The sequence below is a fragment of the Betaproteobacteria bacterium genome (genome assembly GCA_016720855.1).
Taxonomy (GTDB): Bacteria; Pseudomonadota; Gammaproteobacteria; order Burkholderiales; family Usitatibacteraceae; genus FEB-7.
The window spans coordinates 373,014-396,076 of sequence record JADKJU010000003.1 but is presented as its reverse complement, the minus strand read 5'-3'; the positions used below and the strand labels follow the sequence as shown (position 1 = coordinate 396,076).

Here is a 23,063-nt window from a genome sequence, read left to right as displayed (position 1 = left end):
CCAATCCCGATCACGGCTTCATCGCCCGCAGCTTCCCCTGCGCCTCCTCGAGCACGCGATCGCGATCCACGAGCAGGTCCGCGATCGTGAGCGCGACGGGCACGTCGGGCACCACACCCTCGCCCTCGATGCGCTTGCCGCCGGGAAAGACGAACCCCACCTCGCTGTAGGCGAGTTTCCCGCCCCCCGGCACATCCGCATAGCCCATGTAGGCGAGCAGGCATCCGCACGTGGTCCGCCCCATGATCGTCGCGCGGCCCTGCGATTGCAGGATTCCGGCGAACAGTTCGCTGCCGCTGGCGCTGCCCTCGCTCACCAGGACGACCAGCGGGCCGGAATAGGTACCGGTGCCCTCCAGTTCCTGCTTGAGCTTGACCACCTCGATCCAGTCGAAGGCGAGCGTGATGGGCTTGCCGGTGCGCGTGAGCGCGCGGCCGAACTCGAGCTTTCCCTTGAAGAACCGCGCGGCGACGTTTCGCACCATCAGCGCCGAACCGCCCGGATTGCCGCGCAGGTCGATCACGAGGCCGGGCGTGCCCTTGAGGGACTCGATCGCCGCGATCGTCGCTCCCTGCAGGGACTGGGTCCAGCTGGTCAGGCGGATGTAGCCGAAGCCCGAGGGAAGGATGCGGTGCGTGACCCGCGGGGGGCTGACGGTGCGCTTGCGCGTGAGCGACACGGTGAAGGGCGTGCCGTCGCCGCGCGCGAAGGCGAGGATCGCCGCCGTGCCTTCGTCGCCCCGGAGGGTGCGGCGCGCGGCCGACGCAATCCTGGCCTGCGCGGTGGAGCTGTCGCGCGTCTCGGCCAGGGCGCTCGCATAGGCGGCCTGCGCGGGTTCGCCACCGACCTCCAGGAGCGCCATGCCGGGGCGCACGCCGGCCCAGAAGGCATCGGACTCGGCACTGACGCTCGTCACGGCAAGCCTGCCCTCGAAGGGGCGAAACGCGAAGCCGAGCGTGACGGATTCGTGGCGCTCGATCTCCATCGCGCGCCGGGGCGATTCCACGCGCGTGTGCGCATCGTGGATTTCGCCGGTCATGCGGTCGAGCAGGTCCCAGAACTGCTCGTCGGTGCCGGCTGCGAGAGCCCGCGGGCCCCAGCGCTCGCGAGCCGCATTCCAGTCAACCCCGTTGAAGCGGGAATCGTAGTAGCGCTCGTTCACGGTGGACCACACGAAATCGAGCGCTGCCTCGCGGCCCTCATTGCCCAGGGTGAGGCGTGCGGGCGGCGGCACCGGCGTGTTCGGTGGCGTGTCGGTGGGCAGCGCGTGCCGCAGCAGCAGGTTGTGGGGATCGAAGGCCGCGCATCCGGTCGCGAGGACGGCGGCGAAGGCAAGGGCGGCAGCGCGGCGGATCGTCGTCATTCGGGTCGGTCGTGACGGGGGCACGGCAACGAGTGCGAAACGCGGCTAGACTGTCTCCACCCCGTTCCACGGCCAGAATAGCCGATAAAGCGATGCGTCCGGCGCACGCCAGTTTGCTGGCAGCCTTCTTCGCGGCCTCTTGCGCGAGCGTTCCCGCGCCCGCGCCGCCATCGGCTGCGCCCTCCTCGCCCGACCCCACGCCCTTCTCGACAGCCGTCTCGCTCGACGCCCTGCCTGCGGGCTGGAAGCCCTTCCGGATCACGCGCTTCAAGAAGCTCACCGAGTACCGGCTGGTTCCGCTCGAAGGCACGGTCGCGCTGCAGGCGACCGCGGACGCCTCGGCCTCGGGGCTGCATTTCGACACGGTGGCGGACGTGCACGAGTACCCGTGGCTCAGCTGGATGTGGAAGGTGTTCGCGCTCAACGAAAAAGCCGACAACACGCTCGCGCACGTCGAGGATTCGCCGGCGCGCGTCATCGTCGTCTTCGAGGGCGGGCGCGACAAGCTTCCGGACGCGGAGAAGTTCAACGCCGACCTCGTCAAGGCCATGAGCGGCAACGAGATGCCCTACGCGACGATCATGTACCTCTGGGAGAACCGGCTCCCCGAGGGCGCGATCATCCCGCACCACCTCACCACGCGCATCAAGATGATCGTCGCCGGGAGCGGGCGCGAGAGCCTCGGCGTGTGGCACAAGGAGCGGGTGAATCTCCTGGAGGACTACCGCCGCGCCTTCGGCGAGGAGCCGTCGCGCGTGAAGTCCGTGGGGGTGATGACCGACACCGACAACACGGGCGAGCGCTCCGTCGCCTGGTACGGCGACATCCGCTTCCACCGCCGCTAGTGCTTTCGGTGCCAGGCAGCGGAAGTGACCTGAATCCGCTTCGCTACTTCTTCGGCGCGGCGGGGGCGGTGCCGTTCTCGGCGGTGGGACAGGACACGGCGCGAAGGGTGGAAGCGGGATGCTCGCGCTGAAGGAGGGCGAGCCTCGCGACCAGTTCCGTGTCCGGGTCACGCACGAGGAACACGGAATCCTTCACTTCCTTGGCGAACGGTCCCACCTGCGCGCCCTTGGCGCCCTTCGCTTCCACCAGCACCAGGTAGCGGCGCGCGGCCTCCTCCGTCGAGAACACGCCGAGCGAGATGGACTGGTCGGGGCGGATCGAGAGGTCGCTCATGCCCTGCCTGCGCAGGATCGAAGCGGCCTGCTCGGCGGATCGGCGGTCCTTCGCCGGCGCAATGAAGACCCAGTGGCGCGTGATCTCCTCGACCTTGCGCTCCATGAGGCGATCGCCCAGCTGCATCGCGGCGAAGGCTTCACGCGCCTGGGGAAGCTCCGCCGCGGCCACGCCGGAAAATTCCACGCAGGCCGCGCCCGCGAGCGCCTGCACCTGGAAGCGCGTCTCCTCCGCCTTGCGCGCCGCGACGATCGGCGGGATGACGGCGACGACTTTCGCCTCGTCGCGGTTCCTCTCGCGCCTCGAGAAATCGGGCTCCGCCGGCGTCGCGGTGAGCCACAAGTGCGCGCCGAAGGCGATGTTGGCGATGAGGAGCAGGAAAAAGAGGAGTCGGGACACTTGGCGTCAGGAAGCGCGCGCGATGAGGACCAGGCCGTCGAGGACCAGATTGTCGTTCAAGGCAAGGGGCATGGGAAGGTGCGGGCCCAGCGCGGACGCCGCGCCGCCGGAGAGCACGGCGCGCTCCGGCGTGCAGCCCGCGGCGATCATGGCCTCGCGCATGCGCTCGATGGCGCCAATGGCCGCCTGCACGCATCCCGTGGTGATCGCATCCGGCGTGCTCCTGGGAAAGGGGTCGAAGGCGCCCTCGGTGAGGCGCAACTGCGCCGTGCTGGCGTCGAGCGAGCGGCGCATGAGCGCGGGCCCCGGCACGATGAGCCCGCCCATGAACAAGCCGCCGGCCTGCAGCGCGTCCACGGTGAGCGCAGTGCCGGCGTTCACCACGAGCTGGTGCATGGCGCCCGCCTGGTGGGCCGCGATGAGCGCGGCCCAGCGATCGGTACCGAGCTGGCCGGCGTCGCGATAGCCGCTCGTCACGCCCAGTTGTTCGCGTCGCGACGCGATCAGGCTGAGGAGCAGGTCGTGGCGCGCGCAAGCCTCGTACACCAGGCGCTGCACCTCGAGCCCGCCCACGTTGGAGCCCAGCGCGCGGGTTCCCGCGGGGAACGGCGGCCAGTCACGGCCCAATTTCGCGGCCTCGGCCGTGAGAATCGCGCCGCGCGCCGCCCAGTCGTCGCCGACGCGCAGTCCCCATTTCACGCGCGTGTTGCCTGCGTCGATGGCAAGGACGGGAAATGAGGTCGAGTTCATTTTCGCGGAATGCAAAAAAAGGGGACAGACCCCTTTTCCGGAATTGGGGTCTGTCCCCTTTTTTTACATTTCCCGTTCATGCTGGCCGCAGCGAGATCTCGGCGGAGGTGAGGCGGCGGGTGGCGCCGCCGGCGGCAACCAGAAGCGCGCCGTCGTCAGCGACATCCACCACCTCGGCTTCCTGCGCGGGCTGGTTGCCGTCGAGAATGGTGACACGCCGCCCGGCATAGGCGTGGCGCGCCTTCCAGTCGTCGCGGAACGCCGCGAAGCCGGCGCGGCCGAAGCGCTCCAGGCAGTCCACGAGTTCCGTCACCAGTCCCCCGAGGAGGGCGTTGCGCGACACGGAAATCCCTCCGCAGGAGGCCACATCTGTCGCCGGCTGGTCGATGCGGCCTTCGAGCATCGCCCCCAACCGATAGTTGAGTCCCACGCCCACGATGGCCGCAGTGGGCCCGAGCATCTCGCCCGAGGTCTCGACGAGGATGCCGCCGAGCTTCTTCCAGTCGTGAACGAGGTCGTTGGGCCACTTCACGCCGACGCCGGGAATGCCGGCGCGCTCCAGCGCGCGCGCCACCGCGACCGCGACCGCGAGCGACACTCCGGCCAGGTGGCCCGGCCCCTGTTCGAAGCGCCACAGGAGCGAAAAGGTGAGCGAGGCCCCCAGACCTGCCTGCCAGCTTCTCCCGCGCCGTCCGCGGCCCGCGCGCTGCCACTCGGCGGCCACGCACGTGCCGGAGGGAGCGCCTGCCAGGGCCAGCGAGGATAGCCGCGTGCTCGTGGAATCCACTTCGTCGACCAGCGTCAGGCGCACTCGGGAGGCCGCGGGGCCGAGGGCCGAGACGATGGCGTGCGCATCGAGGAACTCGATGGGGTGGGCCAGCCGGTAACCCTTGCCCGGCACGGAGAATACCTCGACCCCGAGCTCTCCCGTGCCCTTGAGCGTCTCCGACAACGCGGAGCGCGACCGGTCCAGCCGGCGCGCGATGTCCTCGCCCGAATGGAATCGCCCGTCAGCCAGGAGACGCAGCGCCTTGAAGGTGAGCGGCCCCATCTATCTCGCCCGGTGCTCGGCGCGGCACCCGAAAGCTTCGCGGCGATAGGCGATGTCGGCGATCACGGCGTCGAGCAGCAGCTCCATGCGCCTGGACAGCTTGCTGCCCTTGCGGTAGTCGGCTTCCGCGACGAAGTCGGCGCGGCCGGCCTCCAGGAGCTTCACGCAGGTGGCCTTGCCCCTTTCCTGCGCAGGGTCGTACACCGCGAGCGTGTGCCCTCCGCTCTTCTTGGTGAGCGCCATCGAGGGCACGTCCGTCATCCCGTCGCCCACGTAGATCATGTTCTGGAACGGGATCGGCCGGTCGGCCTCGGGCATGTGCTCGTTGATCGACTCGGTGACCGACTCCTTGCCCTTGTTGATGCGGAAGAGGAACTGGGTCTTCAGCGTGTCGGTGACCAGGAGCTTGGGGAAGGTGGCCACGCCGTGGTGGTTGAAGTGGTACTCGGAGGCGTAGATGCGCTTGAAGTGCCGCCGGATGGAGACGCCTTCCAGGATCTCCTTCTGCCCCGCGGAGATCACGTAGTGGCGCAGCTTGGCCTTGCCGCCGCTTTGCGCCCTCACGTAGGCGTTCACGCGCGCGAACCAGCCCTCCACGCCGGGAAAGTAGCGGATGGCGCCTGCCATCCTCGCGAAGTCGCCGCGCTTGACCGCGATTCTCTGCCGGTCGAGGGACTCGAGGATGTGCCGCATGTACACCAGCATCATGTCCGACTGCGTGGCCACGGCCTCGTCGTTCACGCGCTTCCAGAATTCGCGCGGCGCGATCCCCATCCGGGGAAGCACGGTGTACTCCTGCATCGGCTGCGGCGAGAGCGTGCCGTCGAAGTCGTACACGAGCGCGATGGTGTTCTGGAAGAAGCGGGCGGGCATGGCGTCAGTCCGCAGGCGGCGTGCGCTCGGCGTGCATGCGCGCCAGGTTGTCTTCCATCATCTTCCGGTACTGCGCGGCGAAGAGATCGAGCGCCTCCGTGGTGGACTGCTTGCCGGGTGCGCCGCTCAGGGCCCAGGCGAAGGCGCCATAGCGCGAGGCGGCCCAGAGGATGGCGGCGGCCACGCGCGGCGGGCCGTGCTCCTCGGCCAGCTCGTTGGCGAGCCCGACAAAACGGTTGGCGACGTCGTAGAACGCCTGCGCGTCTTCCGGGACCTGGGGGTTCATGGGCGGAGCACCTTGCCGGGATTCATGATCCCGCGCGGATCGAGGGTCTTCTTGATGGCGCGCATGAGGTCGAGCTCGAGCGCCGGCTTGTAGTGCGGCAGCTCGTCGCGCTTCAGGGCCCCGATGCCGTGCTCGGCGCTGATCGAGCCGGCCAGGCGGTGGACGATTTCGTAGACCACGCGATTGACTTCCGGCGACCAGGCGAGGAAGTCGCGCCTGTCGCCGGGCGGCGGGAAGGCGTTGTAGTGGATGTTGCCGTCGCCCACATGCCCGAAGGCCACGATGCGGATGCCGGGGAAGGCCGCCTCCAGCGCGCGGTCGGCCTCCTCGATGAGCTGCGGCACGCGGCTCACCGGGACGGAAACGTCATGCTTCACGGAGACGCCTTCGGCCTTCTGCGCGTCGGACACGTTTTCCCGCAACGCCCAGAGCTCCAGGCGCTGCGCCTGGCTCGCCGCGACGACGGCGTCCTGCACGAGGCCCTCCTCGATCGCCGCGCCCAGCGCCCCCTCGAGCATCCCGGCGAGGCCGGAACCCTGCGTGCTGTCGAACAGTTCCACCAGCACGTACCACGGGTGCGGCTGCGCGAAGGGATCGCGCGAATTCGGGATATGCCTGAACACGAGATCGAAGCACGCGCGTGCAATGAGCTCGAAGCCGGTGAGACGCTCGCCGCAGGCCTTGCGCAGGCTCGAGAGCAACGCGACCGATGCAGCGGGATCGGCGACCGCCACGAGTGCCGTGGCCATGGCGCGCGGCGCCGGGTAGAGCTTGAGCACGGCCGCCGTCACGATGCCGAGCGTTCCCTCCGCCCCGATGAAGAGGTGCTTCAGGTCGTAGCCCGTGTTGTCCTTGCGCAGGCCGCGCAGCCCGTCCCACACGCGCCCGTCGGGCAGCACCACTTCCAGGCCCAGCACCTGCTCGCGCATGTTTCCGTAGCGCAGCACCTGCGTGCCGCCGGCGTTGGTTGAGATGTTGCCGCCCACCTCGCAGCTGCCTTCCGCGGCGAGCGACAGCGGAAAGAACCGGTCGTTCTCCGCGGCCACCCGCTGCAGGTCCGCCAGGATGCAGCCGGCCTCGATCGTGATGGTGTTGTTGTCGAGGTCGATCGCGCGCACGCGATTCATGCGCGAGACGTTGACGATGACCTGGGTGCCGGAAGCGTCGGGGATGGATGCGCCGCACAGGCTCGTGTTGCCGGCCTGCGGGACGATGCCCACGCCGGCTTCGGAGAGCAGCGCCACGACCTTCGACATTTCCTCGGTGGAGGCGGGCTTCACGAGCAGCGCTGCGTGTCCCCTGAACTGGCCGCGCCAGTCGATGGTGTGGGGCTCCAGGCCGGCGGCGTCGGTCACCAGGCCGCGCTCGCCCACGAGGACGCGCAGCCGCTCGAGCAGCGCGGCGGGGAAGGCAGGGCGGTCGTTCATGGCGTTCTGCGGGTGCCTAGAGCCGGATCTTCTCGAGCAGGCGCGTGGTCGATCGATCGTGCCTGAAGGCGATCGAATGCACGGTGCCGCCCCAGCCCTGCACTTCCGGCGCGCCGACGATCGTGTCCACCGGCCAGTCGCCGCCCTTCACCAGCCGTTCCGGGCGGCATTCGAGGATGCGCGCAAGGGGCGTGTCCTCGTCGAACCAGGTGACGAGCGAGACGCTTTCCAGCGCAGCGACCACGGCCAGGCGGTCCTCGAGCACGTTGATGGGGCGGTCTGCGCCCTTGCCCAGACGCCGGGCCGAGGCGTCGGCATTGAGCGCGATCGCCATCGCGGCACCCAGCGCGCGCGCCTGCGCGAGGTAGGTCACGTGCCCGCGGTGCAGGATGTCGAATACCCCATTCGTGAAAACAAGCGGTCGCGCAAGCGCCTTCACCCGCGCGGCGAAATCGCGCGGATCGCAGATCTTCGATTCGAATTCACAGGCCGCCATGCGGACATTCTAGTGCAAAGGGGGCGGCTCTTTTGGGGACGTGTTCGCGAACACGTCCCCAAAATCAAGGTGACCGCGTTCCGGTCGTCAGGCCGCGACCGCCTTCGGCTCGACGCCGGCGATGAGTTCCTTGCGGTACCGGTTGAGCTCGGTGGCGTTCTCGATGCTGCGGTCGTAGAGGGTGGAGTACTTGGAGAGCACCTTCTGCACGACCTTGCCATCTCAGGCCTTGTCGAAGTGGATCTGCGTGTCCAGCCAGCGCTCGAACCACGGCGGATCGGGGAGCCGGGACTGCACGGTGTCGAGCGGGTAGAGCGACTTGTTCACGTGCAGGTTCGTGACGAACGCAATACCCCTACTTGCCGCTGTAAGACCATCGTCCGATGCGCGACTGTCCCTGCTGCCCCAACCTGTCGCCCCATGTCGAAAATTGCGATCATCGGAGGCGGGATCTCGGGGCTGGCGTGCGCCTGGCTGCTCGCCCGGCGCCATGACGTCGTGCTTTTCGAGGCCGGCAGCTACGCCGGTGGCCATACGAACACCGTGGACGCCACCGTGGACGGGATTTCCCATCCGGTCGATACGGGCTTTCTCGTCTTCAACGACCGCACCTATCCGAACCTCGTGAAGCTCTTCGCCGAGCTCGGCGTGGAGAGCGCCGATTCGGACATGTCCCTGTCGGTGCGCATCGGCCAGGGCGAGCTCGAATGGTCCGGGAGCAGCCTTGTCACGGTTTTTGCGCAGCCCTCGAACCTGGTGAGACCGCGCTTCCTGCGCATGCTGGCGGACCTGCTGCGTTTCAACCGGGAGGCCGCCGCCCTGGCCGCGAGCGCAGCGCCGGTCACCGGCACGCTGGGCGAGTTCCTCGATGCGCGCGGCTACGGACCCGAGGTGCGCGAGCTCTACCTCATCCCGATGGCGGCCTGCATCTGGTCCACGCCCGCCACGCAGATCAACCGCTTCCCGCTCGCGACCTTCCTGCACTTCTGCTCCAACCACGGCTTGCTCGCGGTCTCGAACCGGCCGCAGTGGCGCACCGTAAAGGGCGGGGCGCGCGAATACGTGAAAAAGCTGGTGGCGGCACTGCCCGACGTGCGCCTCGCGACCCCCGTGCACAGGGTCCGCCGCTTCCCGGACCGCGTCGAGGTGGCTACCGGGCACGGCACCGAACCCTTCGACCAGGTGGTGCTTGCGACCCACACCGACCAGTCGCTGGCGCTCCTCGAGCACCCGTCGGTCGAGGAGCGCGCCGTGCTCGAGGCCATTCCCTACCAGGCCAACCGTGCGGTGCTGCACACCGACGAGAGGCTGCTGCCGCGCCGCCGCAGGGCATGGGCAAGCTGGAATTTCCACGCCCCGAAGCCCGGCATTTCCGACGAGCCGGTCTGCCTCACCTACCTCATCAACCGCCTGCAGCCGCTGCCTTTCACGTCGCCGGTGATGGTGACCCTGAACCCCGTCGAGGCGCCACGCGAGGAGCGCGTCCTCGCGAGCTTCGACTACCACCACCCCGTGTTCCTCGAAACCTCCGACGAGGCGAAGCGCCGCGTGGTGTCGCTTCAGGGGCGCGAGCGCACCTGGTTCTGCGGGGCTTGGACGCGGTACGGATTCCACGAGGACGGGCTCGTCTCTGCGCTGAACGTGGCGGGCCAGATGGGCGTGCCCATTCCCTGGACCGCATGAGCGGCGCACGCATCCTCTTCGGGCGCGTTTTCCATTGCCGCCGGCGGCCGGCACGGCACGTGTTCGCCTATCCCGTCTTTTTCCTGCGCGTGCCCCTATCGGACATGGCGGGCGCCGGCCGCGGCGTCTTCTCCGTGGACCGCTGGAACCTCCTGTCGCTGATGTCGCGCGATCACGGACCGCGCGACGGAACCCCGCTCGAGCCCTGGGTGCGCGCGCGCCTCGCGCAGGCCGGCTTGGGCCGGGCCGACGGCGAGATCCTCCTGCAGGCCTTCCCGCGCGTGCTGGGCTACGTCTTCAACCCGATCTCCCTCTTCTACTGCCACGGTCGGGACGGGACGCTCCGGGCCGTGCTGTGCGAGGTGTCCAACACCTTCGGCGAGCGGCACAACTACCTGCTCGCCCATCCCGACGGCCGTCCCATCGAGCCGCGCGACCGGCTGCGCGCCGACAAGGTCCTTCACGTCTCGCCCTTTTGCGAGGTGGAAGGCCACTACCGCTTTCGCTTTGCGGGCGACTCGGCGCGGCAGTTCGTGCAGATCGATTATCACGACCGCGATGGCAAGCTCATCGTGACCGCGATCGAGGGCGAGGCCCGGCCCGTCGATGCCGCCGCGCTCGCACGGGCCTTCTTCGGCTACCCCCTCATGACGGCGGGCGTCGTTGCCCGCATCCACTGGCAGGCGCTGCGGCTCTGGCTCAAGCGCGTGCCGTGGTTCTCGAAACCCGAACCGCCGACCCAGGAGACGACCCGGTGAACACCGCCGCGCACATTGCGCAACTGCCTGCGCCCACCTACTCCGCACGCCTGCTTTTCGAGGTGCTTTCGCGCCTCGAGAAGGGGCGGCTCACCGTCACTACGCCCGAGGGCACGCGGCGCACGTTCGCCGGCGCCGAGCACGGGCCCGTGGCCGATCTCGAGATCCGCGACTGGAAGGCGGTGGGCCGCATGGTGCGCGCCGCCGAGATCGGCGTGGCCGAATGCTGGCGCGACGGCCTCATCGCCACGAGCGACATGACGGCGCTCCTCACGCTGTGCGAGACCAACCAGGCGGCGCTCGAGCGCATCTACTACGGCAACCCGGTTGTCGCGTTCTTCTTTCGCCTCGCGCACTGGCTGCGGCCCAACACGCGCGCCGGCTCGCGCAAGAACATCCACGCGCATTACGACCTGGGCAACGAGTTCTACGGGCTGTGGCTGGACCGCACCATGACCTACTCGGCCGCCCTCTTCACGGAAGGGCGCGACGACTCGCTCGAGGCCGCGCAGGACGCCAAGTACGAGCGCATGCTCGAGACGCTGGGCATCACGGCGGGGCACCATGTGCTGGAGATCGGCTGCGGCTGGGGCGGGTTCGCGGAGTACGCGGCGAAGACGCGCGGTTGCCGCGTGACCGGGATCACCCTCTCGAAGGCGCAGCTCGAATTTGCCCGCGAGCGCATCGCGAAGGCGGGGCTCGCCGGCCTCGTGGAGCTTCGCTTCCAGGACTACCGCGACCTCGAGGGACAGTACGACCGCATCGTCTCCATCGAGATGATCGAGGCGGTGGGCGAGCGCTGGTGGCCGGCCTATTTCCGTAAGGTGCACGAATGCCTCAAGCCGGGCGGGCGTGCCTCCATCCAGGCGATCACGATCGACGAGGCCGCATTCGAAAAATACCGGCGGTCGAGCGACTTCATCCGCGAGTTCATCTTTCCCGGCGGCATGCTGGCGTCGGTGGAGCGCCTGTCACGCGAGGCGCGGGCGGCAGGGTTCGCGGTGCACGAGCCGTTCCGCTTCGGCGCGCACTACGCGGAGACGCTGCGCCGCTGGCGCGAGCGCGTGGACGCGAAGGAACGCGAGATCAAGGCGATGGGATTCGACGCGAAGTTCCTCGCCATCTGGCGCTTCTACCTGCATTACTGCGAGGTGGGATTCAACGCCAGGCGCACCGATGTGATCCACCTCGAGGTCGAGAGGCCGGCGTGACGCGAGTGCTCGCCGCCACGCTTGCCTTCGCCGGGGCCACCGCGTTTGCGCAGGCCATTCCGACGCTGCCGGCCGCGCTGGTGGCGGAGACTCCGGCGTTGAGGCTCCTGGGCGACGGACGGTTGCGCTGGTTCGGGCTGCACGTGTACGACTCGGCGCTGTGGGTGACCGGGGAGTCCTGGGTGGCCGGGAAACCCTTCGCGCTCGACATCCGATACGCCATGAGCATCAAGGGCCGCGACCTCACGCAGCGCAGCCTCGCGGAGATGAAACGGCTCGGCTACACGGACGCGGAGAAGCTCGCGCGCTGGGAGGTCGCGATGGACCGTGTCTTTCCCGACATCCGGTCGGGCGACAGGCTGGTGGGAGTGAACGTGCCGGGCAAGGAGGCACGCTTCTACAGCCAGGACCGCCTCCTCGGCACGGTGGCGGACCCGGAATTCGCGCGCGCCTTCTTCGCGATCTGGCTGGACCCCGAGACCTCGGAGCCGACGCTGCGCGCGCAGATGCTGCGGGTCGAGCGGTAGGCGCAGGACGTGGCCGCGCCTTCCCCGACCCTGCGGCTCGCAGCCTACGGCGCACTCGGCCTGCCGCTCGCCATGGCGGCGCTGCCCATCTACGTGCACGTGCCCAAGTTCTATGCCGACACGCTGGGGCTCTCGCTCGCGGGCGTAGGCGCGATCCTGCTCCTCGCGCGGATCCTCGACGCGGTGCAGGACCCGCTGCTGGGCTGGTGGAGCGACCGGCGCCGCGCGAAGAGCGGCAGCCGGTGGATCTTCGTGGGCGCGGGAACGCCGTTTCTGGCGCTCGGCATGCTCGGTCTCTTCAACCCTCCCGCCCTCGGCACGACCGGGCTGGGCTGGTGGCTGGTCGCAAACCTGCTGGTCGTTTACACGGCGTTCAGCATGGTCACGGTGAGCTACCAGGCGCACGGCGCGGAGATCTCCGACGACATCGCGCAGCGCACGCGCATCACCGCCTGGCGCGAAGGCTTCGCGCTCGTCGGCGTGTTCCTCGCGGCGGCGCTGCCCGAAGTGCTCAAGCGCTCGGCGGGCGAGCGGGCCGGGTTCTCGCAGTTCGCGCTGCTCTTCGCGCCGCTGGCGATCGGGCTCGCGATCGTCACGATGCGCGGCTCGCCGCCGGCGCACGCTCGCGTGCCGCCCTCGGCAACAAAGGCCGTTCGCGCCTTCGCGCTGCCGCTTCGCAACGCATTGTTCCGCCGGCTGGGCACCGTCTTCGTGCTCAACGGGATCGCGGCGTCCATTCCGGCGACCCTCGTGCTCTTCTTCATCGAGGACGTGGTGCGCCGCCCCGACCTCGCGGCCGCTTTCCTCATCGCCTATTTCGCGGCCGGGGCGGCGGGCCTGCCGCTGTGGGTGTGGCTCTCGCGTGTGATCGGCAAGGGCCGGGCGTGGCTCGCGGGGATGGTGCTGTCGATCGCTGCCTTCGTGTGGGCGTTCCTCCTCGGGCCCGGGGACGTGGCGGCCTACTTCGCCATCTGCGTGATGTCGGGCGTGGGGCTGGGCGCGGACCTCGCATTGCCGCCCTCGATCCTGGCCGACGTGATCGACGATGACGAGGCGCGCGGAAAGGGCCGGAACGAGGGGGCGTATTTCGGGCTTTGGAACCTCGCCACGAAGATGAACCTTGCGCTGGCGGCCGGCATCGCGCTGCCGCTCCTGCAGGGCTTCGGCTACGGGCCGAAGACGGACAATTCGACCGACGCGCTGTTCGTGCTGGCCGCGGTCTATGCCTTGCTTCCGTGCGCGCTCAAGGCGATGGCGGCGGCGGCGCTCGTGGCATCACCCTTCATCCAGGAGAAGAGCCAATGATTCGATACCTCCTCGCCCTTGCGGCGTTCCTCCTTGCCTCGTGCGCCTCCGTGACGCCGCAGGACTACGCGGCCGCGAAGCCCGCGCTGGACCTGAAGGAGTACTTCAACGGCAGGGTCGATGCCTGGGGCATGGTCCAGGACCGTTCCGGAAAGGTGATCAAGCGCATGACGGTCGAGATGACCTGCACGTGGAACGGCGACGTCGGCATGCTCGACGAGCGCTTCACGTACGCCGACGGGACGAAGGAGACGCGTGTCTGGACGATCCGCAAGACCGGGAACCTCTACACGGGGACGGCGGCGGACGTGGTGGGCGAGGCGAAGGGCGAGGCATCCGGCAATGCGCTGCGATGGAACTACGTGCTCGACGCGAAGCGCGAGGACGGCGGTACCATCCACCTCGACATGGACGACTGGATGTGGCTCGTGGATGAAAGAACACTCATCAACAAGACCGCCTTCTCGAAGTTCGGCGTCCCGTTCGGCGAAGTGACGATCTTCTTCAGGAAACGCTAGGCACCCCGGAGTCACGATGGCCCTGAACCCCCCGATTCGCGACTGGCAAGACAGGCGCTGCTGGATCATCGGCGCCTCCACCGGCATCGGTGCCGCGCTGGCGGACAAGCTCGCCGCGAAGGGCGCGCGCGTGGCGCTCTCCGCGCGCCGCGCCGGTCCGCTCGAGGAAATGGCCTTTCGCCACGGCAAGGACCGGGCGCTGGCGCTTCCCCTCGACATCACCGATGCCCCTGCGCTCGACAAGGCGGCCGCAAAACTCGCGAAAGCCTGGGGCGGCATCGATCTCGTCGTGCTCATGGCGGGCGAGTACAAGCCGATGCGCGCGTGGGAGCTGGACCTGAAGGTGGCCCGCACGATGATCGAAGTGAACCTCATGGGTTACTTCAATGCCCTTGCGGCCGTGGTCCCACGACTGCTCGAACAGGGCAGCGGCACGATCGCGCTCGTGTCCTCCGTCGCGGGCTATCGCGGGCTTCCGAAGAGTCTCGTCTATGGGCCCACGAAGGCGGCGGTGATCAACCTGGCCGAGACGCTGTACCTGGACCTCAACCCGAAGGGCATCGGCGTGTGCGTGGTGAACCCGGGCTTCGTGAAGACGCCCATGACCGACCCGAACGATTTCAGGATGCCCGCGCTCATCGAGGCGCCCGAGGCCGCGGACGAGATCGTGAAGGGGCTGGAGGCGGGCGAGTTCGAGATCCACTTCCCGAAGCGCTTCACGCGCTTCCTCAAGGTGCTGCAGCTGCTGCCCTACAGCCGCTATTTTCCCGCCGTGCGCAAGGCGACCGGGTTGTGAGCCGCGAGGCGCTGGCCGCGCTGAAGGCCTACTGGGAAAGCTTCACGCGGGAGCGCGTGGCGAGGCTCGAGACGGTGTATGCGCCCTTGGCGTACTTCCGCGACCCGTTCAACGAGGTGCGCGGAATCGACGAGATCAAGCGCATCTTCGGACACATGGTCGAGACCCTCCACGAGCCGCGCTTCACGATCACGGAGACGATCCTCGAAGGCGACCGTGCCGTGCTCATCTGGGACTTCGACTTCCGCGTGAAAGCGTGGAAGCCCGAGGTCGTGCAGCGCATCCACGGGCTCTCCGTGGTCCGCTTCGATGCTGAAGGGCGGGTCGCGTACCACCGGGACTATTGGGACGCGGCAGGCGAGCTCTACGCGAAGCTGCCGCTGGTGGGGTCGCTCATGCGCTACCTCGCGCGGAAGATGGGCTAGCGTCCACGGTGCGGGGGTAGGGTTTCGCCCTCTCCGCTAGAATCCCTCTTTTTCATTTCATCGGGGCGGGGCATCGCCTTGGGCAGCACACCTCCCATGGAGGTCCGCGACGTGCTCTGGCGCGCTTCGCCCCTGATGAGAAGCGGATCGCTCTTTCGATTGAAACCCTCAAGGAGAAACCATGAAGGAACTGCAAAGGATTGACGTGGTGATCGGAACCGGCGCCGAGTCGGGACCCGGGACGGTGACGGTGCACTACACGGGGTGGTTGCATGACCCGGCGCAGTCCGACGGCCATGGCAGGAAGTTCGACAGTTCCGTCGATCGCGGCTCTCCCTTCGAATTCCGTCTCGGGGCCGGGCAGGTGATCCGGGGCTGGGACGAGGGCGTGGCCGGCATGAGGGTGGGCGGAAAGCGTACGCTCGTGATCCCGCCGGAGATGGGTTACGGCGCGCGCGGCGCAGGCGGTGTCATCCCGCCGAATGCCACGCTTGTCTTCGACGTGGAACTCCTCGGCGTTCGCTGAGAAGCCAGGCCAACCATTGCCCGGGCGGTTCCGGAAAATCCGCCCGGAATCTTCACGCCGGGATCGAGAATCCCGAAGAGCGGTAAGTGGCGCACGCATGCATCCGAACGCGCATGGCGCCCGCGTCGGGCAAGCCCCCTACGGAGAGCCCCGTTGCATCGCGAGAATCGCCTCCGCGATGTCCCCGCTCAGGCGGGCCACTGCCTGGCTATGCGCGGCGGCCAGCGCTTCGTAGCCGCCGTCCGCCGGCGTTTCGCGCGCGGAGGTGCGTCCCGTCCGCGTCTTCCCGTCCTTCGTCTGCCGGATCGTCCAGACGGCATCAAGCGCTGCCGACTTTGCGGGCGTCGAATCGAACGTGCGGACCTCGATGGCAACGCGATAGTCGGGACTCGTGGCGAGCGGTTGCGGAAACAGGATCACCCGCGGCGTGCCGAGAATCGCGACGAGGTTCTCGGCAACGGCGCGCGACAGGTTGTCCTGCAGCGGCGAGGCCCATCGATTGAAATCGTCGATCCGCAGCTCGTTCGGGCTTGCACTCAAGACGAACTCCGGCCGGTCGACGACCGCCGGCACGGTGACGGGGCCCACGGCGACAACCAGCGTGGTCGGCGACGCCGTGGGTGCCGCGGTGGCGCTCAGCGTGTAGAACCGCGACGGGGGCGTGGTCCCGCATCCGGCCGCGAGCATGGCCGCGGCGCACAGAACCGCGAGGACTTCCGGTCGGCCCATCATTTGCCTCCGTTCGTTGTTGCAGCCTTGCCGCGGATCGGCGACTCGGGGTGGCGTTCGAGGTAATCGACCAGCACGCGCATGCTGCGGGCGGCACGGGTGAATTCGGTCAGCGCATCGCGCAGCTCCTGCTGCGCGGGGGCATTGGGCCCGAGGAGCGTTGCATCCGCGTTCTGCAGCGCGCGCTCCATGCTGCCCAGCGCGCGGTTGAGCGCATCGAGGTCCGCCTTCAGCGTCGGAACCACCTCCGCATCGACGCGCGTGATGAGCTTGTTCGCGCTCACTAGCGTCTCGCCCAGGGCCTCCAGGTCCGTCTTGAGCGCCTGCCCCATGGCCTCGAGCGGGAGCTTGTCCATCTTGTCGAGAATGCTAGTCAGCCTGTTCTCGATGTCGCTGAGGGTGCTGGACACCACCGGCAGCTCCGGCACGTCCCGGTTCCAGTTGATCGTTGCCTTGGGCGCCCTCGGGAAGTATTCGAGAGCTACGTATAACTGCCCGGTCAGGAGGCTGCCGCTCTTCAACTGCGCGCGCAGGCCGCGCTCGTCGATCAGGCGCTGCAGGAAGACGTTGCGGCCCTTGTCATTGCCTCCCAGCATCCCGTCGCTCCGCGCTTTCCGGCCGGCATCTGCTTGGGCCAGGGAACGCTCGGGATTGAACGCGATCGTCACGCGTGCACGAAGGCTCGCGTTGGCCACGTCGGGATCCAGGCTGATGCCGGTGACTTCTCCGGCGGGCAGGCCGAGGAGCGTGACGGGCGCGCCGACGGCGAGGCCGCGCACCGACTCGTTGAAATGCAGCACATAGTTGCGCGCATGGGCATCGGGCGCCTTCCATGCGGCGGCCCGGTCGGCGTAGAGCGTGAACACGGTATTCTGGGGCGCGTCCGTCGTGTCGGGCGTGGACGCCGCTGGGGTATCGAACGAGACGCCGCCGACCAGCAGTGCGACCAGCGACTCCGTGCGTATGTCCAGGCCACCGCCATCGACGACGACATCGACCTTGCCTGCCTTCCAGAACCGCGTTCCGGGCTTCACGAACTTGTCGTAAGGCGCGTGGATGAACACCCGGATCTCGATGGTCGTGCCATCCGGGGCGAGACCGTAGGAAATGACCTGACCCACAGGCAGGCGCCTGAAATAGATCGGCGAGCTCGTGGAGACCGAGCCGAGATCCTCGGCCTTCAGGATGAACTCGCGCCCCAGCTGGCTGGCGACGAACGGTGGCGCGGCAAGCCCGATGAACTCGTTTTGCGAGTTCTCGGAGGTCCCGGCCTCGAAGCCGATGTAATTGCCCGACAGGAGCGTGTTGAGACCGGAAATCCCGGTGAGGCTGATGGTCGGGCGGACGACCCAGAATCTCGCATCCCCGACCATGAGCGACGCGGAGCGTTGGGTGATCCTGGCCGTGACCTCCACCTCGGAATGATCCTCGGTCAGCTGCACGGCGCTCACCTGGCCGATATTCACGTCCTTGTACTTGATGAAGGTCTTGCCGGCCTCGATGCCTTCGGCGGAAGGGAAGACGATGGTGATGATCTTTCCCTCGCTGCGGATGCGCTGGACCGCGATCCCGATGGCCACCAGCGCGGCGAGGATCGGGATGACCCATACGATCGACAGCCGGCGGCGCTTCGGCGCCACGACGATGGCTTGCGGAAGTTCGCTGCTGTCGGCGGGCTCAGCCATGCGGGCTCCGTTGAAGGTTGCCGGGATTCCAGATGAGGCGCTGATCGAACGAATGGGCGGCGAACATCGTCAGCACGACCACCGCCATGAAGAACACGACGCCCGGACCCGGCGCCACCGACATCATCGGCCTGAGCTGCACGAGCGCCACGCTGAACGCGACGACGAAGACGTCGAGCATCGACCACCGGCCGATGAAGTCGATCAGGCGATACAGCCGTGCCCGATCGTGGTTGCTCCTGACCGAGCCGTGCTGCACCGTGGCTAGCAGGTAGGCAAGCGCGACCACCTTGCCCATGGGAATCATCACGCTCGCGATCAGCACGATCAGCGCCAGCGGCCAGGAGCCCGTTTCGTAAAGGCTGGCGACGCCGCTGATGATTGTGTCGGGCTCCGATGACCCCAGCGTCGTGGTGATCAGCACGGGCAGCGCGTTGGCCGGGACATACAGGATCGCCGCCGCGATCAGCAGTGCCCAGGTGTACTGGATCGAGTGACGGTGGTGCGGCGCCAGCGTGGCGCCACAGCGGGGGCAATGTCCCGGCTGTCCCGGCCCGTACGGACGCGACAGCAGCCTGCAAGTCGCGCAGGAAGCCAGCCCGGTCCGTGCGGCACCGGGTGCCGGGGCGGTCGTCGCGCCTCTCCATGGCGCCTGCGTACCGGGGGAATCCGGTGGCGGCGTTCCGTCGGCCCAGACGACCCGTTTCCAGATGGCATGGCTGTCGAACGTGGCGGAAATCGCGGCCAGCAACAGGACCAGCAGGCCCACCGCGTACATGCCGATGCCGGGAACCACCGTCGCGAGCTGCGCGATCTTGATGAGCGCGACCAGGATGCCGAGCAGCATGACATCGCTCATCGACCATGGCTGCACGAACGACGCAACGCGCATCAACCTCCCCACCCAGCGCGGAGCCGGCGGCCGTCTGGCCGCGAGCAGGACGATCAGCATGAACGCGATGAAGCATCCCGGCGCGATGACCGCACTGAACGCCACGATCGCCGCCGTGACCTCGCTGCCCTGCGACCACATTTCCCGGGCCCCGCCCATGAGCGTCGTCGTCGTCTCCAGGCCGACCGCCGAAAGCCCCATCAGAGGCGTCATGTTGGCGACCGCGAAGGCGAGCGCGGCGGCGACGGTGAGGGCCAGGGGACGGTCGATCGGATCAACGGGATTTCTCGCGATCGTCACCGCGCACCGCGCGCACCGTGCGCTCCCGCCCGGCGGAAGCGGCGGCACGACTTGCTGCAGGTCGCAGTCCGGGCATGCGATCGAGTCCAGGGCCAGAGGGCGCATCGAAAAGGGATTCCGTGCAGGAACGTCTTGGGCAGGAAGTCTAGGCTACATCCGGGGATGGCATGCGATTCGACGGGCCGCCTGCGTACGTCACGATCGGAGGTCGGCGGTGACGCGTCTTGCCTGCAGCGCGTTGGCGTGCGCGTTCCGGGCGCGCAGCCGGGGGTTGCTCACGATGCTGCCGATCGTCTCGGCAACCACCATCAAGGCGGCCGCCAGGGGCAGGACCAGGATCAGCCCGGGGATTCCCGCCACCGCGCCGCCGGCGAATATCAGGAGCACCGTCGGCAGCGGGTGCAGGCGCAGGCTGCGCCCGACGGTCAGCGGCATGAACACGAAGTCGTCCAGCAGCCGGACAAGAATGAACAATCCGACGGCGTAATAGACGATCCAGGGGTCGAGCGGCAGGTCCGTGGCCGCGACGAGCACGACGATGCCGCACGCGAATACCGACCCGATGTACGGCACCCAGGCGAGCACTGCCGCCAGCAGTCCGAGGGCGGCGGCGCGCGGGATGCCCAGGGCCCACAATCCGAGCGCGAGACAGGCCGCGTCGATCAGGGTGAGCTTGAGCAAGCCCTGGAAATAGGCGCGAGCGGTGCCGTCAACGCGGTCGATCATGTAAAGGGTGCGTTCGAAATAGGCATTCGGCACCGATTTGCCTATCAGCTTGAGGAAACTGCGTCCGTCGCGAAGGAAGAAGAATGCAAGGAACGGCGCGAGCAACAGGGCCGGCAGCCATGCCGCGGCATCGAGCAGGACGTGCGACAGGTGCTGCTGGAGGAAGGTCCCGCCGTAATCCGCGAGCTTGCGGGACATGTCGGCGTGGAAGTCCATTCGCCGGAGAAATCCGAACTGCGATTCCAGCGCCAACAGTGTCCGGTCAACCAGCGTGCGGCCGCCGTCGAGGTAACGCAACAGGGCAGCCTCGCCGCTGCTCTCCTGCGCCACGAGCCACAGCAGGGTGGGCACCATCGCCGCCACGGTGATGAGGAAGAATCCGCCGGCAACAATCGCCGCCGCGGATTCGCGCGAAAGCCCCGCCATCGTCAACCGCCGGACAACGGGAAACAGCCCGAAATACAGGATGATCGCGAACAGCAAGGGCACGACGAGCCACAGGACGTGGTTCAACGCCGCAAGCAGCAGCATCGTGAAAACCACGGTCGCCGCCCAGACGAATGGTCCGGCTGAAACGTACCGGCTGGCGTCGCTGGTGGCGATCGGGGTCCGCTTCATTGCGGCCCTTGGCCCACCGTGGCGGACGCGCTGACAAGTTCCCGGCTGAGCTGGATCGCGATCTGCAGCAGGAGTTTCGATGCGATGGCGGCGTTCGTGTCAAGGAGGCTTTCCAGGTCGCCCCGCGAGAGGGAAGCCAGAACACAATCCTCTTCCGCCCGCGCCTGGTAGCTGCGGGGGGCGTTTTCGAGCAGCGCGATTTCCCCGAATGCGAAACCCGGAAGGATCTCGTTTATCTTTCCGGCCACGGGCTCGCCCTGGCGGCAAATCAGCACGCGGCCCGAAACGACGATATGGAGCGTCTCGCCCTCTTCGCCCTGGTCGAAGACGATTTCGCCCTTCAGGTACCGACGCTCGTGCAGCAGGCCATCCAGGACCTGCCGCTCGCGGGGCGACAGTGTCGATAGAAGCGCAAGGTGCTGCAGCACGCGCAGGCGCGGCGATTTCACCCGACCCCGGTGCAGGAACTCCAGCATCGACGACCCTCCGTTCTTCTTGTCGGACCACGACCAATACCCGCTATTTCACCCTACAACGGGGGTCAGGGACAACCTCGGCGCTCGCCGTGGGGAAGCGTACCATCCCGGACTGCCTCTCGACTGTCCCTGCGGACGTGGTGGGCGAGACCGCCACGCTTCTGAAGGCGGGGATGGCCGAGGCGGCCGCCTAGCGCCCTGCGCGGAGCCCCACCGAGATTTCGGCCACCGCCCCCAGCAGCGGCGGCAGGAACCGGCGCAGCATCTCCTCTTTCGTGTGCCGGGCGAGATTGGTGCTCACGTTGACTGCTGCGATGACCCGCCCCTGCGCGTCGACGATCGGCGCCGCAAGCCCGCAGACGCCCAGCTCCAGTTCCTCGCTCACCAGCGCGTAGCCCTGCTTGTGCACGCGCGCGAGGAGGCGCGCCAGCGCCTCCGGCTTGCACAGGGTGAAGCTCGTGTAGGGCTTGAGGGAGCGGGGGGAGAGAAGCTTTTTCGCGTCGCTGGCCGGCATCCCCGCGAGGAGGACGCGCCCCATCGACGTGGCAAACGCGGGCAGCCGGCCACCGAGTCCGATGCCGCGTGCGAGCGGGCTGCGCAGTTCCGCGCGGGCCACGAACACGATATCGGTGCCCTCGAGCACGGACAGCCCGACGATCTCCTGCAGTTGCGCCGCCAGGCGCTCGATCACGGGCTGCGCCACTTCGCGCATGGAAAGCGACGAAAGGTAGGCGTGCCCCAGCTCGAGCACGCGCGGGGTGAGCGAGAAGCGCGTGCCGTCGGTGCGTGCGTAGCCGAGCGCGAGGAGGGTGTGCAGCAGGCGGCGCGCGCCCGCGCGCGTGACCCCGGCGCGCACGGCCACCTCGCTGATGGTGAGTGCCGGCGCCCCCGACCCGAATGCGCGCATCACGGCGAGGCCGCGCGCGAAGGCTTCCACGAAAGTGTCGCTGCCGGCGATTGCCGCGCCGTCCTTGTCCTTCATGAGTTGCCTCCCGCGGGCGCCTTTGACAGCGCGCGCCGATGCCGTTAGAGTATGTTCTCCTATCGATCATACGTTCGCCTAGCGAACAACGCAACTGGAGGAACCGATGTCCCGACTGACTGCTCTCGCCCTTTCCGTCCTGGTGTCAATGGCGGCGCCGCCTGCACTCTCGCAGGGGGACTTCCCGACGAAGCCGATCAAGTTCATCGTCCCGGCCGCGGCGGGCGGGCCCACGGACATCACCGCGCGCCTCATCGCGCAGGAAATGCAGAAGACGCTCGGCCAGCCGGTGGTGGTGGAGCCCAAGCCTGGCGCGGGAGGCAACATCGGCGCCGACTTCGTGGCGAAGAGCCCGCCGGATGGCTACACGATCCTCATGGCGACGATCGGCACGCACGCGATCAACCAGACGCTCTACAAGTCGCTCCCCTTCGACCCGATCAAGGACTTCACGCCGGTGTCGCAGGTGGTGCAATACCCGCTCATCCTCGTGGTGAACCCCTCGGTGCCGGTGAAGAACGTGCGAGAGTTGATCGACTATGCAAAGGCGAACCCGGGCAAGCTCAACCGTGCCTCGGGAGGCAGCGGCACCTCGATGCACCTGTCCGGGGAACTCTTCCAGAGCATGTCGGGACTCGACATGCCGCATATCCCCTACAAGGGCAGCGCCCCGGCCCTGAACGACCTGATCGGCGGGCAGGTGCAACTCATGTTCGATTCGATGATGACCGCGCTGCCGCTCGTCAAGAGCGGAAGGCTGCGCGCCCTCGGCGTGACCGGCGCCACCCGCTCACCCGCGGTTCCGGACGTGCCCACCATCGCGGAGCAGGGCGTTCCCGGCTACAGCGCCGTGGGCTGGATCGGTGTCGTGGCGCCGGCGAAGACGCCGCCGGAGATCGTGGCGAAGCTGAGCAGCGCCATTGCCGCTGCGGTTCGCGCTCCGGCGGTATCCGAGCGCCTGATCGCCCAGGCGGCGGAGCCGATCGGCAGCACACCGCAGGAGTTCGCCGCATTCATGCAGGCCGAGACGAAGAAGTGGGAGCGTGCGGTCCGGGCTTCCGGCGCGCGCGTGGAATAGGGGG

At 68.1% G+C, this 23,063-nt stretch carries 25 protein-coding genes; 11 read left to right on the top strand and 14 right to left on the bottom strand.

Annotation, left to right across the window (positions count from 1 at the left end; translation table 11 throughout):
• Positions 1–10: 10 nt before the first annotated feature.
• Positions 11–1,363, bottom strand: a complete 1,353-nt coding sequence (locus IPP91_15500; protein MBL0143472.1) for a hypothetical protein — start codon at positions 1,361–1,363, stop codon at positions 11–13.
• Between the two features lie 92 nt (positions 1,364–1,455).
• Between IPP91_15500 and IPP91_15495 the strand changes: the two genes are divergently transcribed.
• Positions 1,456–2,208, top strand: a complete 753-nt coding sequence (locus IPP91_15495) for a DUF3047 domain-containing protein (GenBank protein ID MBL0143471.1) — start codon at positions 1,456–1,458, stop codon at positions 2,206–2,208.
• A gap of 43 nt (positions 2,209–2,251) precedes the next feature.
• On the opposite strand, the gene IPP91_15490 is transcribed toward IPP91_15495, so the two are convergent.
• The 7 genes from IPP91_15490 to IPP91_15460 all read right to left on the bottom strand — a co-directional run bounded on the left by IPP91_15490 (position 2,252) and on the right by IPP91_15460 (position 7,824).
• A complete protein-coding gene (locus IPP91_15490) occupies positions 2,252–2,941 on the bottom strand; it encodes a hypothetical protein (GenBank protein MBL0143470.1) in 690 nt (229 codons plus the stop codon).
• A gap of 6 nt (positions 2,942–2,947) precedes the next feature.
• Positions 2,948–3,691 (bottom strand): type III pantothenate kinase, encoded by a 744-nt coding sequence (locus tag IPP91_15485; protein ID MBL0143469.1) that lies wholly within the window; start codon positions 3,689–3,691, stop codon positions 2,948–2,950.
• 76 nt (positions 3,692–3,767) lie between these two features.
• Entirely contained in the window at positions 3,768–4,742 is a 975-nt protein-coding gene (locus tag IPP91_15480) for a biotin--[acetyl-CoA-carboxylase] ligase (GenBank protein ID MBL0143468.1), read from the bottom strand.
• On the bottom strand, positions 4,743–5,615 hold the full coding sequence (locus IPP91_15475; GenBank protein MBL0143467.1) for a haloacid dehalogenase-like hydrolase: 873 nt from the start codon (positions 5,613–5,615) through the stop codon (positions 4,743–4,745).
• A gap of 4 nt (positions 5,616–5,619) precedes the next feature.
• Positions 5,620–5,901, bottom strand: a complete 282-nt coding sequence (locus IPP91_15470) for a DUF3144 domain-containing protein (GenBank protein MBL0143466.1) — start codon at positions 5,899–5,901, stop codon at positions 5,620–5,622.
• Complete coding sequence (locus IPP91_15465; GenBank protein ID MBL0143465.1) at positions 5,898–7,328, bottom strand: FAD-binding oxidoreductase; 1,431 nt, start codon at positions 7,326–7,328, stop codon at positions 5,898–5,900. Before IPP91_15465 ends, IPP91_15470 begins: the two co-directional genes overlap by 4 nt.
• A gap of 16 nt (positions 7,329–7,344) precedes the next feature.
• Positions 7,345–7,824, bottom strand: a complete 480-nt coding sequence (locus IPP91_15460; protein MBL0143464.1) for an adenylyltransferase/cytidyltransferase family protein — start codon at positions 7,822–7,824, stop codon at positions 7,345–7,347.
• 420 nt (positions 7,825–8,244) lie between these two features.
• Here IPP91_15460 and IPP91_15455 point away from each other — a divergent pair, with 420 nt between their 5' ends.
• The 9 genes from IPP91_15455 to IPP91_15415 all read left to right on the top strand — a co-directional run bounded on the left by IPP91_15455 (position 8,245) and on the right by IPP91_15415 (position 15,573).
• Complete coding sequence (locus IPP91_15455) at positions 8,245–9,507, top strand: FAD-dependent oxidoreductase (GenBank protein MBL0143463.1); 1,263 nt, start codon at positions 8,245–8,247, stop codon at positions 9,505–9,507.
• On the top strand, positions 9,504–10,265 hold the full coding sequence (locus IPP91_15450; GenBank protein MBL0143462.1) for a DUF1365 domain-containing protein: 762 nt from the start codon (positions 9,504–9,506) through the stop codon (positions 10,263–10,265). The genes IPP91_15455 and IPP91_15450 overlap by 4 nt, the downstream gene beginning before the upstream one ends.
• Complete coding sequence (locus tag IPP91_15445) at positions 10,262–11,476, top strand: class I SAM-dependent methyltransferase (GenBank protein ID MBL0143461.1); 1,215 nt, start codon at positions 10,262–10,264, stop codon at positions 11,474–11,476. The genes IPP91_15450 and IPP91_15445 overlap by 4 nt, the downstream gene beginning before the upstream one ends.
• Positions 11,473–12,003 (top strand): chalcone isomerase family protein, encoded by a 531-nt coding sequence (locus IPP91_15440; GenBank protein MBL0143460.1) that lies wholly within the window; start codon positions 11,473–11,475, stop codon positions 12,001–12,003. Before IPP91_15445 ends, IPP91_15440 begins: the two co-directional genes overlap by 4 nt.
• A 72-nt stretch (positions 12,004–12,075) precedes the next feature.
• Entirely contained in the window at positions 12,076–13,308 is a 1,233-nt protein-coding gene (locus tag IPP91_15435; protein MBL0143459.1) for an MFS transporter, read from the top strand.
• Positions 13,305–13,826: a DUF3833 domain-containing protein gene (locus tag IPP91_15430; protein MBL0143458.1), complete on the top strand. Its 522-nt coding sequence runs from the start codon at positions 13,305–13,307 to the stop codon at positions 13,824–13,826. The genes IPP91_15435 and IPP91_15430 overlap by 4 nt, the downstream gene beginning before the upstream one ends.
• A 16-nt stretch (positions 13,827–13,842) precedes the next feature.
• A complete protein-coding gene (locus IPP91_15425) occupies positions 13,843–14,622 on the top strand; it encodes an SDR family NAD(P)-dependent oxidoreductase (GenBank protein MBL0143457.1) in 780 nt (259 codons plus the stop codon).
• Entirely contained in the window at positions 14,619–15,047 is a 429-nt protein-coding gene (locus IPP91_15420; protein ID MBL0143456.1) for a nuclear transport factor 2 family protein, read from the top strand. The genes IPP91_15425 and IPP91_15420 overlap by 4 nt, the downstream gene beginning before the upstream one ends.
• A gap of 181 nt (positions 15,048–15,228) precedes the next feature.
• Positions 15,229–15,573, top strand: a complete 345-nt coding sequence (locus IPP91_15415) for an FKBP-type peptidyl-prolyl cis-trans isomerase (GenBank protein MBL0143455.1) — start codon at positions 15,229–15,231, stop codon at positions 15,571–15,573.
• A gap of 138 nt (positions 15,574–15,711) precedes the next feature.
• Here the strand turns inward: IPP91_15415 and IPP91_15410 are convergent, their stop codons facing one another.
• From IPP91_15410 to IPP91_15385, 6 genes are all read right to left on the bottom strand, one after another.
• Positions 15,712–16,302, bottom strand: coding sequence for a membrane integrity-associated transporter subunit PqiC (locus IPP91_15410; GenBank protein MBL0143454.1), 591 nt, complete (start codon positions 16,300–16,302; stop codon positions 15,712–15,714).
• Positions 16,302–17,987: an MCE family protein gene (locus IPP91_15405; GenBank protein ID MBL0143453.1), complete on the bottom strand. Its 1,686-nt coding sequence runs from the start codon at positions 17,985–17,987 to the stop codon at positions 16,302–16,304. Before IPP91_15405 ends, IPP91_15410 begins: the two co-directional genes overlap by 1 nt.
• The gene (locus IPP91_15400; GenBank protein ID MBL0143452.1) at positions 17,980–19,284 is read right to left on the bottom strand and encodes a paraquat-inducible protein A; all 1,305 of its coding nucleotides are present in this window, start codon (positions 19,282–19,284) and stop codon (positions 17,980–17,982) included. The genes IPP91_15405 and IPP91_15400 overlap by 8 nt, the downstream gene beginning before the upstream one ends.
• A gap of 90 nt (positions 19,285–19,374) precedes the next feature.
• On the bottom strand, positions 19,375–20,523 hold the full coding sequence (locus tag IPP91_15395; GenBank protein ID MBL0143451.1) for an AI-2E family transporter: 1,149 nt from the start codon (positions 20,521–20,523) through the stop codon (positions 19,375–19,377).
• A complete protein-coding gene (locus tag IPP91_15390) occupies positions 20,520–20,999 on the bottom strand; it encodes a cyclic nucleotide-binding domain-containing protein (GenBank protein ID MBL0143450.1) in 480 nt (159 codons plus the stop codon). Before IPP91_15390 ends, IPP91_15395 begins: the two co-directional genes overlap by 4 nt.
• A 190-nt stretch (positions 21,000–21,189) precedes the next feature.
• Positions 21,190–21,981 (bottom strand): helix-turn-helix domain-containing protein, encoded by a 792-nt coding sequence (locus tag IPP91_15385; protein ID MBL0143449.1) that lies wholly within the window; start codon positions 21,979–21,981, stop codon positions 21,190–21,192.
• A gap of 106 nt (positions 21,982–22,087) precedes the next feature.
• Here IPP91_15385 and IPP91_15380 point away from each other — a divergent pair, with 106 nt between their 5' ends.
• Complete coding sequence (locus IPP91_15380; GenBank protein MBL0143448.1) at positions 22,088–23,059, top strand: tripartite tricarboxylate transporter substrate binding protein; 972 nt, start codon at positions 22,088–22,090, stop codon at positions 23,057–23,059.
• Positions 23,060–23,063 lie beyond the last annotated feature (4 nt).

Coding starts and splice junctions, on each gene's coding strand:
- IPP91_15500 (MBL0143472.1), bottom strand. CDS start 1,363: ATGACGACGATCCGCCGCGCTGCCGCCCTTGCCTTCGCCGCCGTCCTC.
- IPP91_15495 (MBL0143471.1), top strand. CDS start 1,456: ATGCGTCCGGCGCACGCCAGTTTGCTGGCAGCCTTCTTCGCGGCCTCT.
- IPP91_15485 (MBL0143469.1), bottom strand. CDS start 3,691: ATGAACTCGACCTCATTTCCCGTCCTTGCCATCGACGCAGGCAACACG.
- IPP91_15480 (MBL0143468.1), bottom strand. CDS start 4,742: ATGGGGCCGCTCACCTTCAAGGCGCTGCGTCTCCTGGCTGACGGGCGA.
- IPP91_15475 (MBL0143467.1), bottom strand. CDS start 5,615: ATGCCCGCCCGCTTCTTCCAGAACACCATCGCGCTCGTGTACGACTTC.
- IPP91_15470 (MBL0143466.1), bottom strand. CDS start 5,901: ATGAACCCCCAGGTCCCGGAAGACGCGCAGGCGTTCTACGACGTCGCC.
- IPP91_15465 (MBL0143465.1), bottom strand. CDS start 7,328: ATGAACGACCGCCCTGCCTTCCCCGCCGCGCTGCTCGAGCGGCTGCGC.
- IPP91_15460 (MBL0143464.1), bottom strand. CDS start 7,824: ATGGCGGCCTGTGAATTCGAATCGAAGATCTGCGATCCGCGCGATTTC.
- IPP91_15455 (MBL0143463.1), top strand. CDS start 8,245: ATGTCGAAAATTGCGATCATCGGAGGCGGGATCTCGGGGCTGGCGTGC.
- IPP91_15450 (MBL0143462.1), top strand. CDS start 9,504: ATGAGCGGCGCACGCATCCTCTTCGGGCGCGTTTTCCATTGCCGCCGG.
- IPP91_15435 (MBL0143459.1), top strand. CDS start 12,076: ATGGCGGCGCTGCCCATCTACGTGCACGTGCCCAAGTTCTATGCCGAC.
- IPP91_15430 (MBL0143458.1), top strand. CDS start 13,305: ATGATTCGATACCTCCTCGCCCTTGCGGCGTTCCTCCTTGCCTCGTGC.
- IPP91_15425 (MBL0143457.1), top strand. CDS start 13,843: ATGGCCCTGAACCCCCCGATTCGCGACTGGCAAGACAGGCGCTGCTGG.
- IPP91_15415 (MBL0143455.1), top strand. CDS start 15,229: ATGAAGGAACTGCAAAGGATTGACGTGGTGATCGGAACCGGCGCCGAG.
- IPP91_15410 (MBL0143454.1), bottom strand. CDS start 16,302: ATGGGCCGACCGGAAGTCCTCGCGGTTCTGTGCGCCGCGGCCATGCTC.
- IPP91_15405 (MBL0143453.1), bottom strand. CDS start 17,987: ATGGCTGAGCCCGCCGACAGCAGCGAACTTCCGCAAGCCATCGTCGTG.
- IPP91_15400 (MBL0143452.1), bottom strand. CDS start 19,284: ATGCGCCCTCTGGCCCTGGACTCGATCGCATGCCCGGACTGCGACCTG.
- IPP91_15395 (MBL0143451.1), bottom strand. CDS start 20,523: ATGAAGCGGACCCCGATCGCCACCAGCGACGCCAGCCGGTACGTTTCA.
- IPP91_15390 (MBL0143450.1), bottom strand. CDS start 20,999: ATGCTGGAGTTCCTGCACCGGGGTCGGGTGAAATCGCCGCGCCTGCGC.
- IPP91_15385 (MBL0143449.1), bottom strand. CDS start 21,981: ATGAAGGACAAGGACGGCGCGGCAATCGCCGGCAGCGACACTTTCGTG.
- IPP91_15380 (MBL0143448.1), top strand. CDS start 22,088: ATGTCCCGACTGACTGCTCTCGCCCTTTCCGTCCTGGTGTCAATGGCG.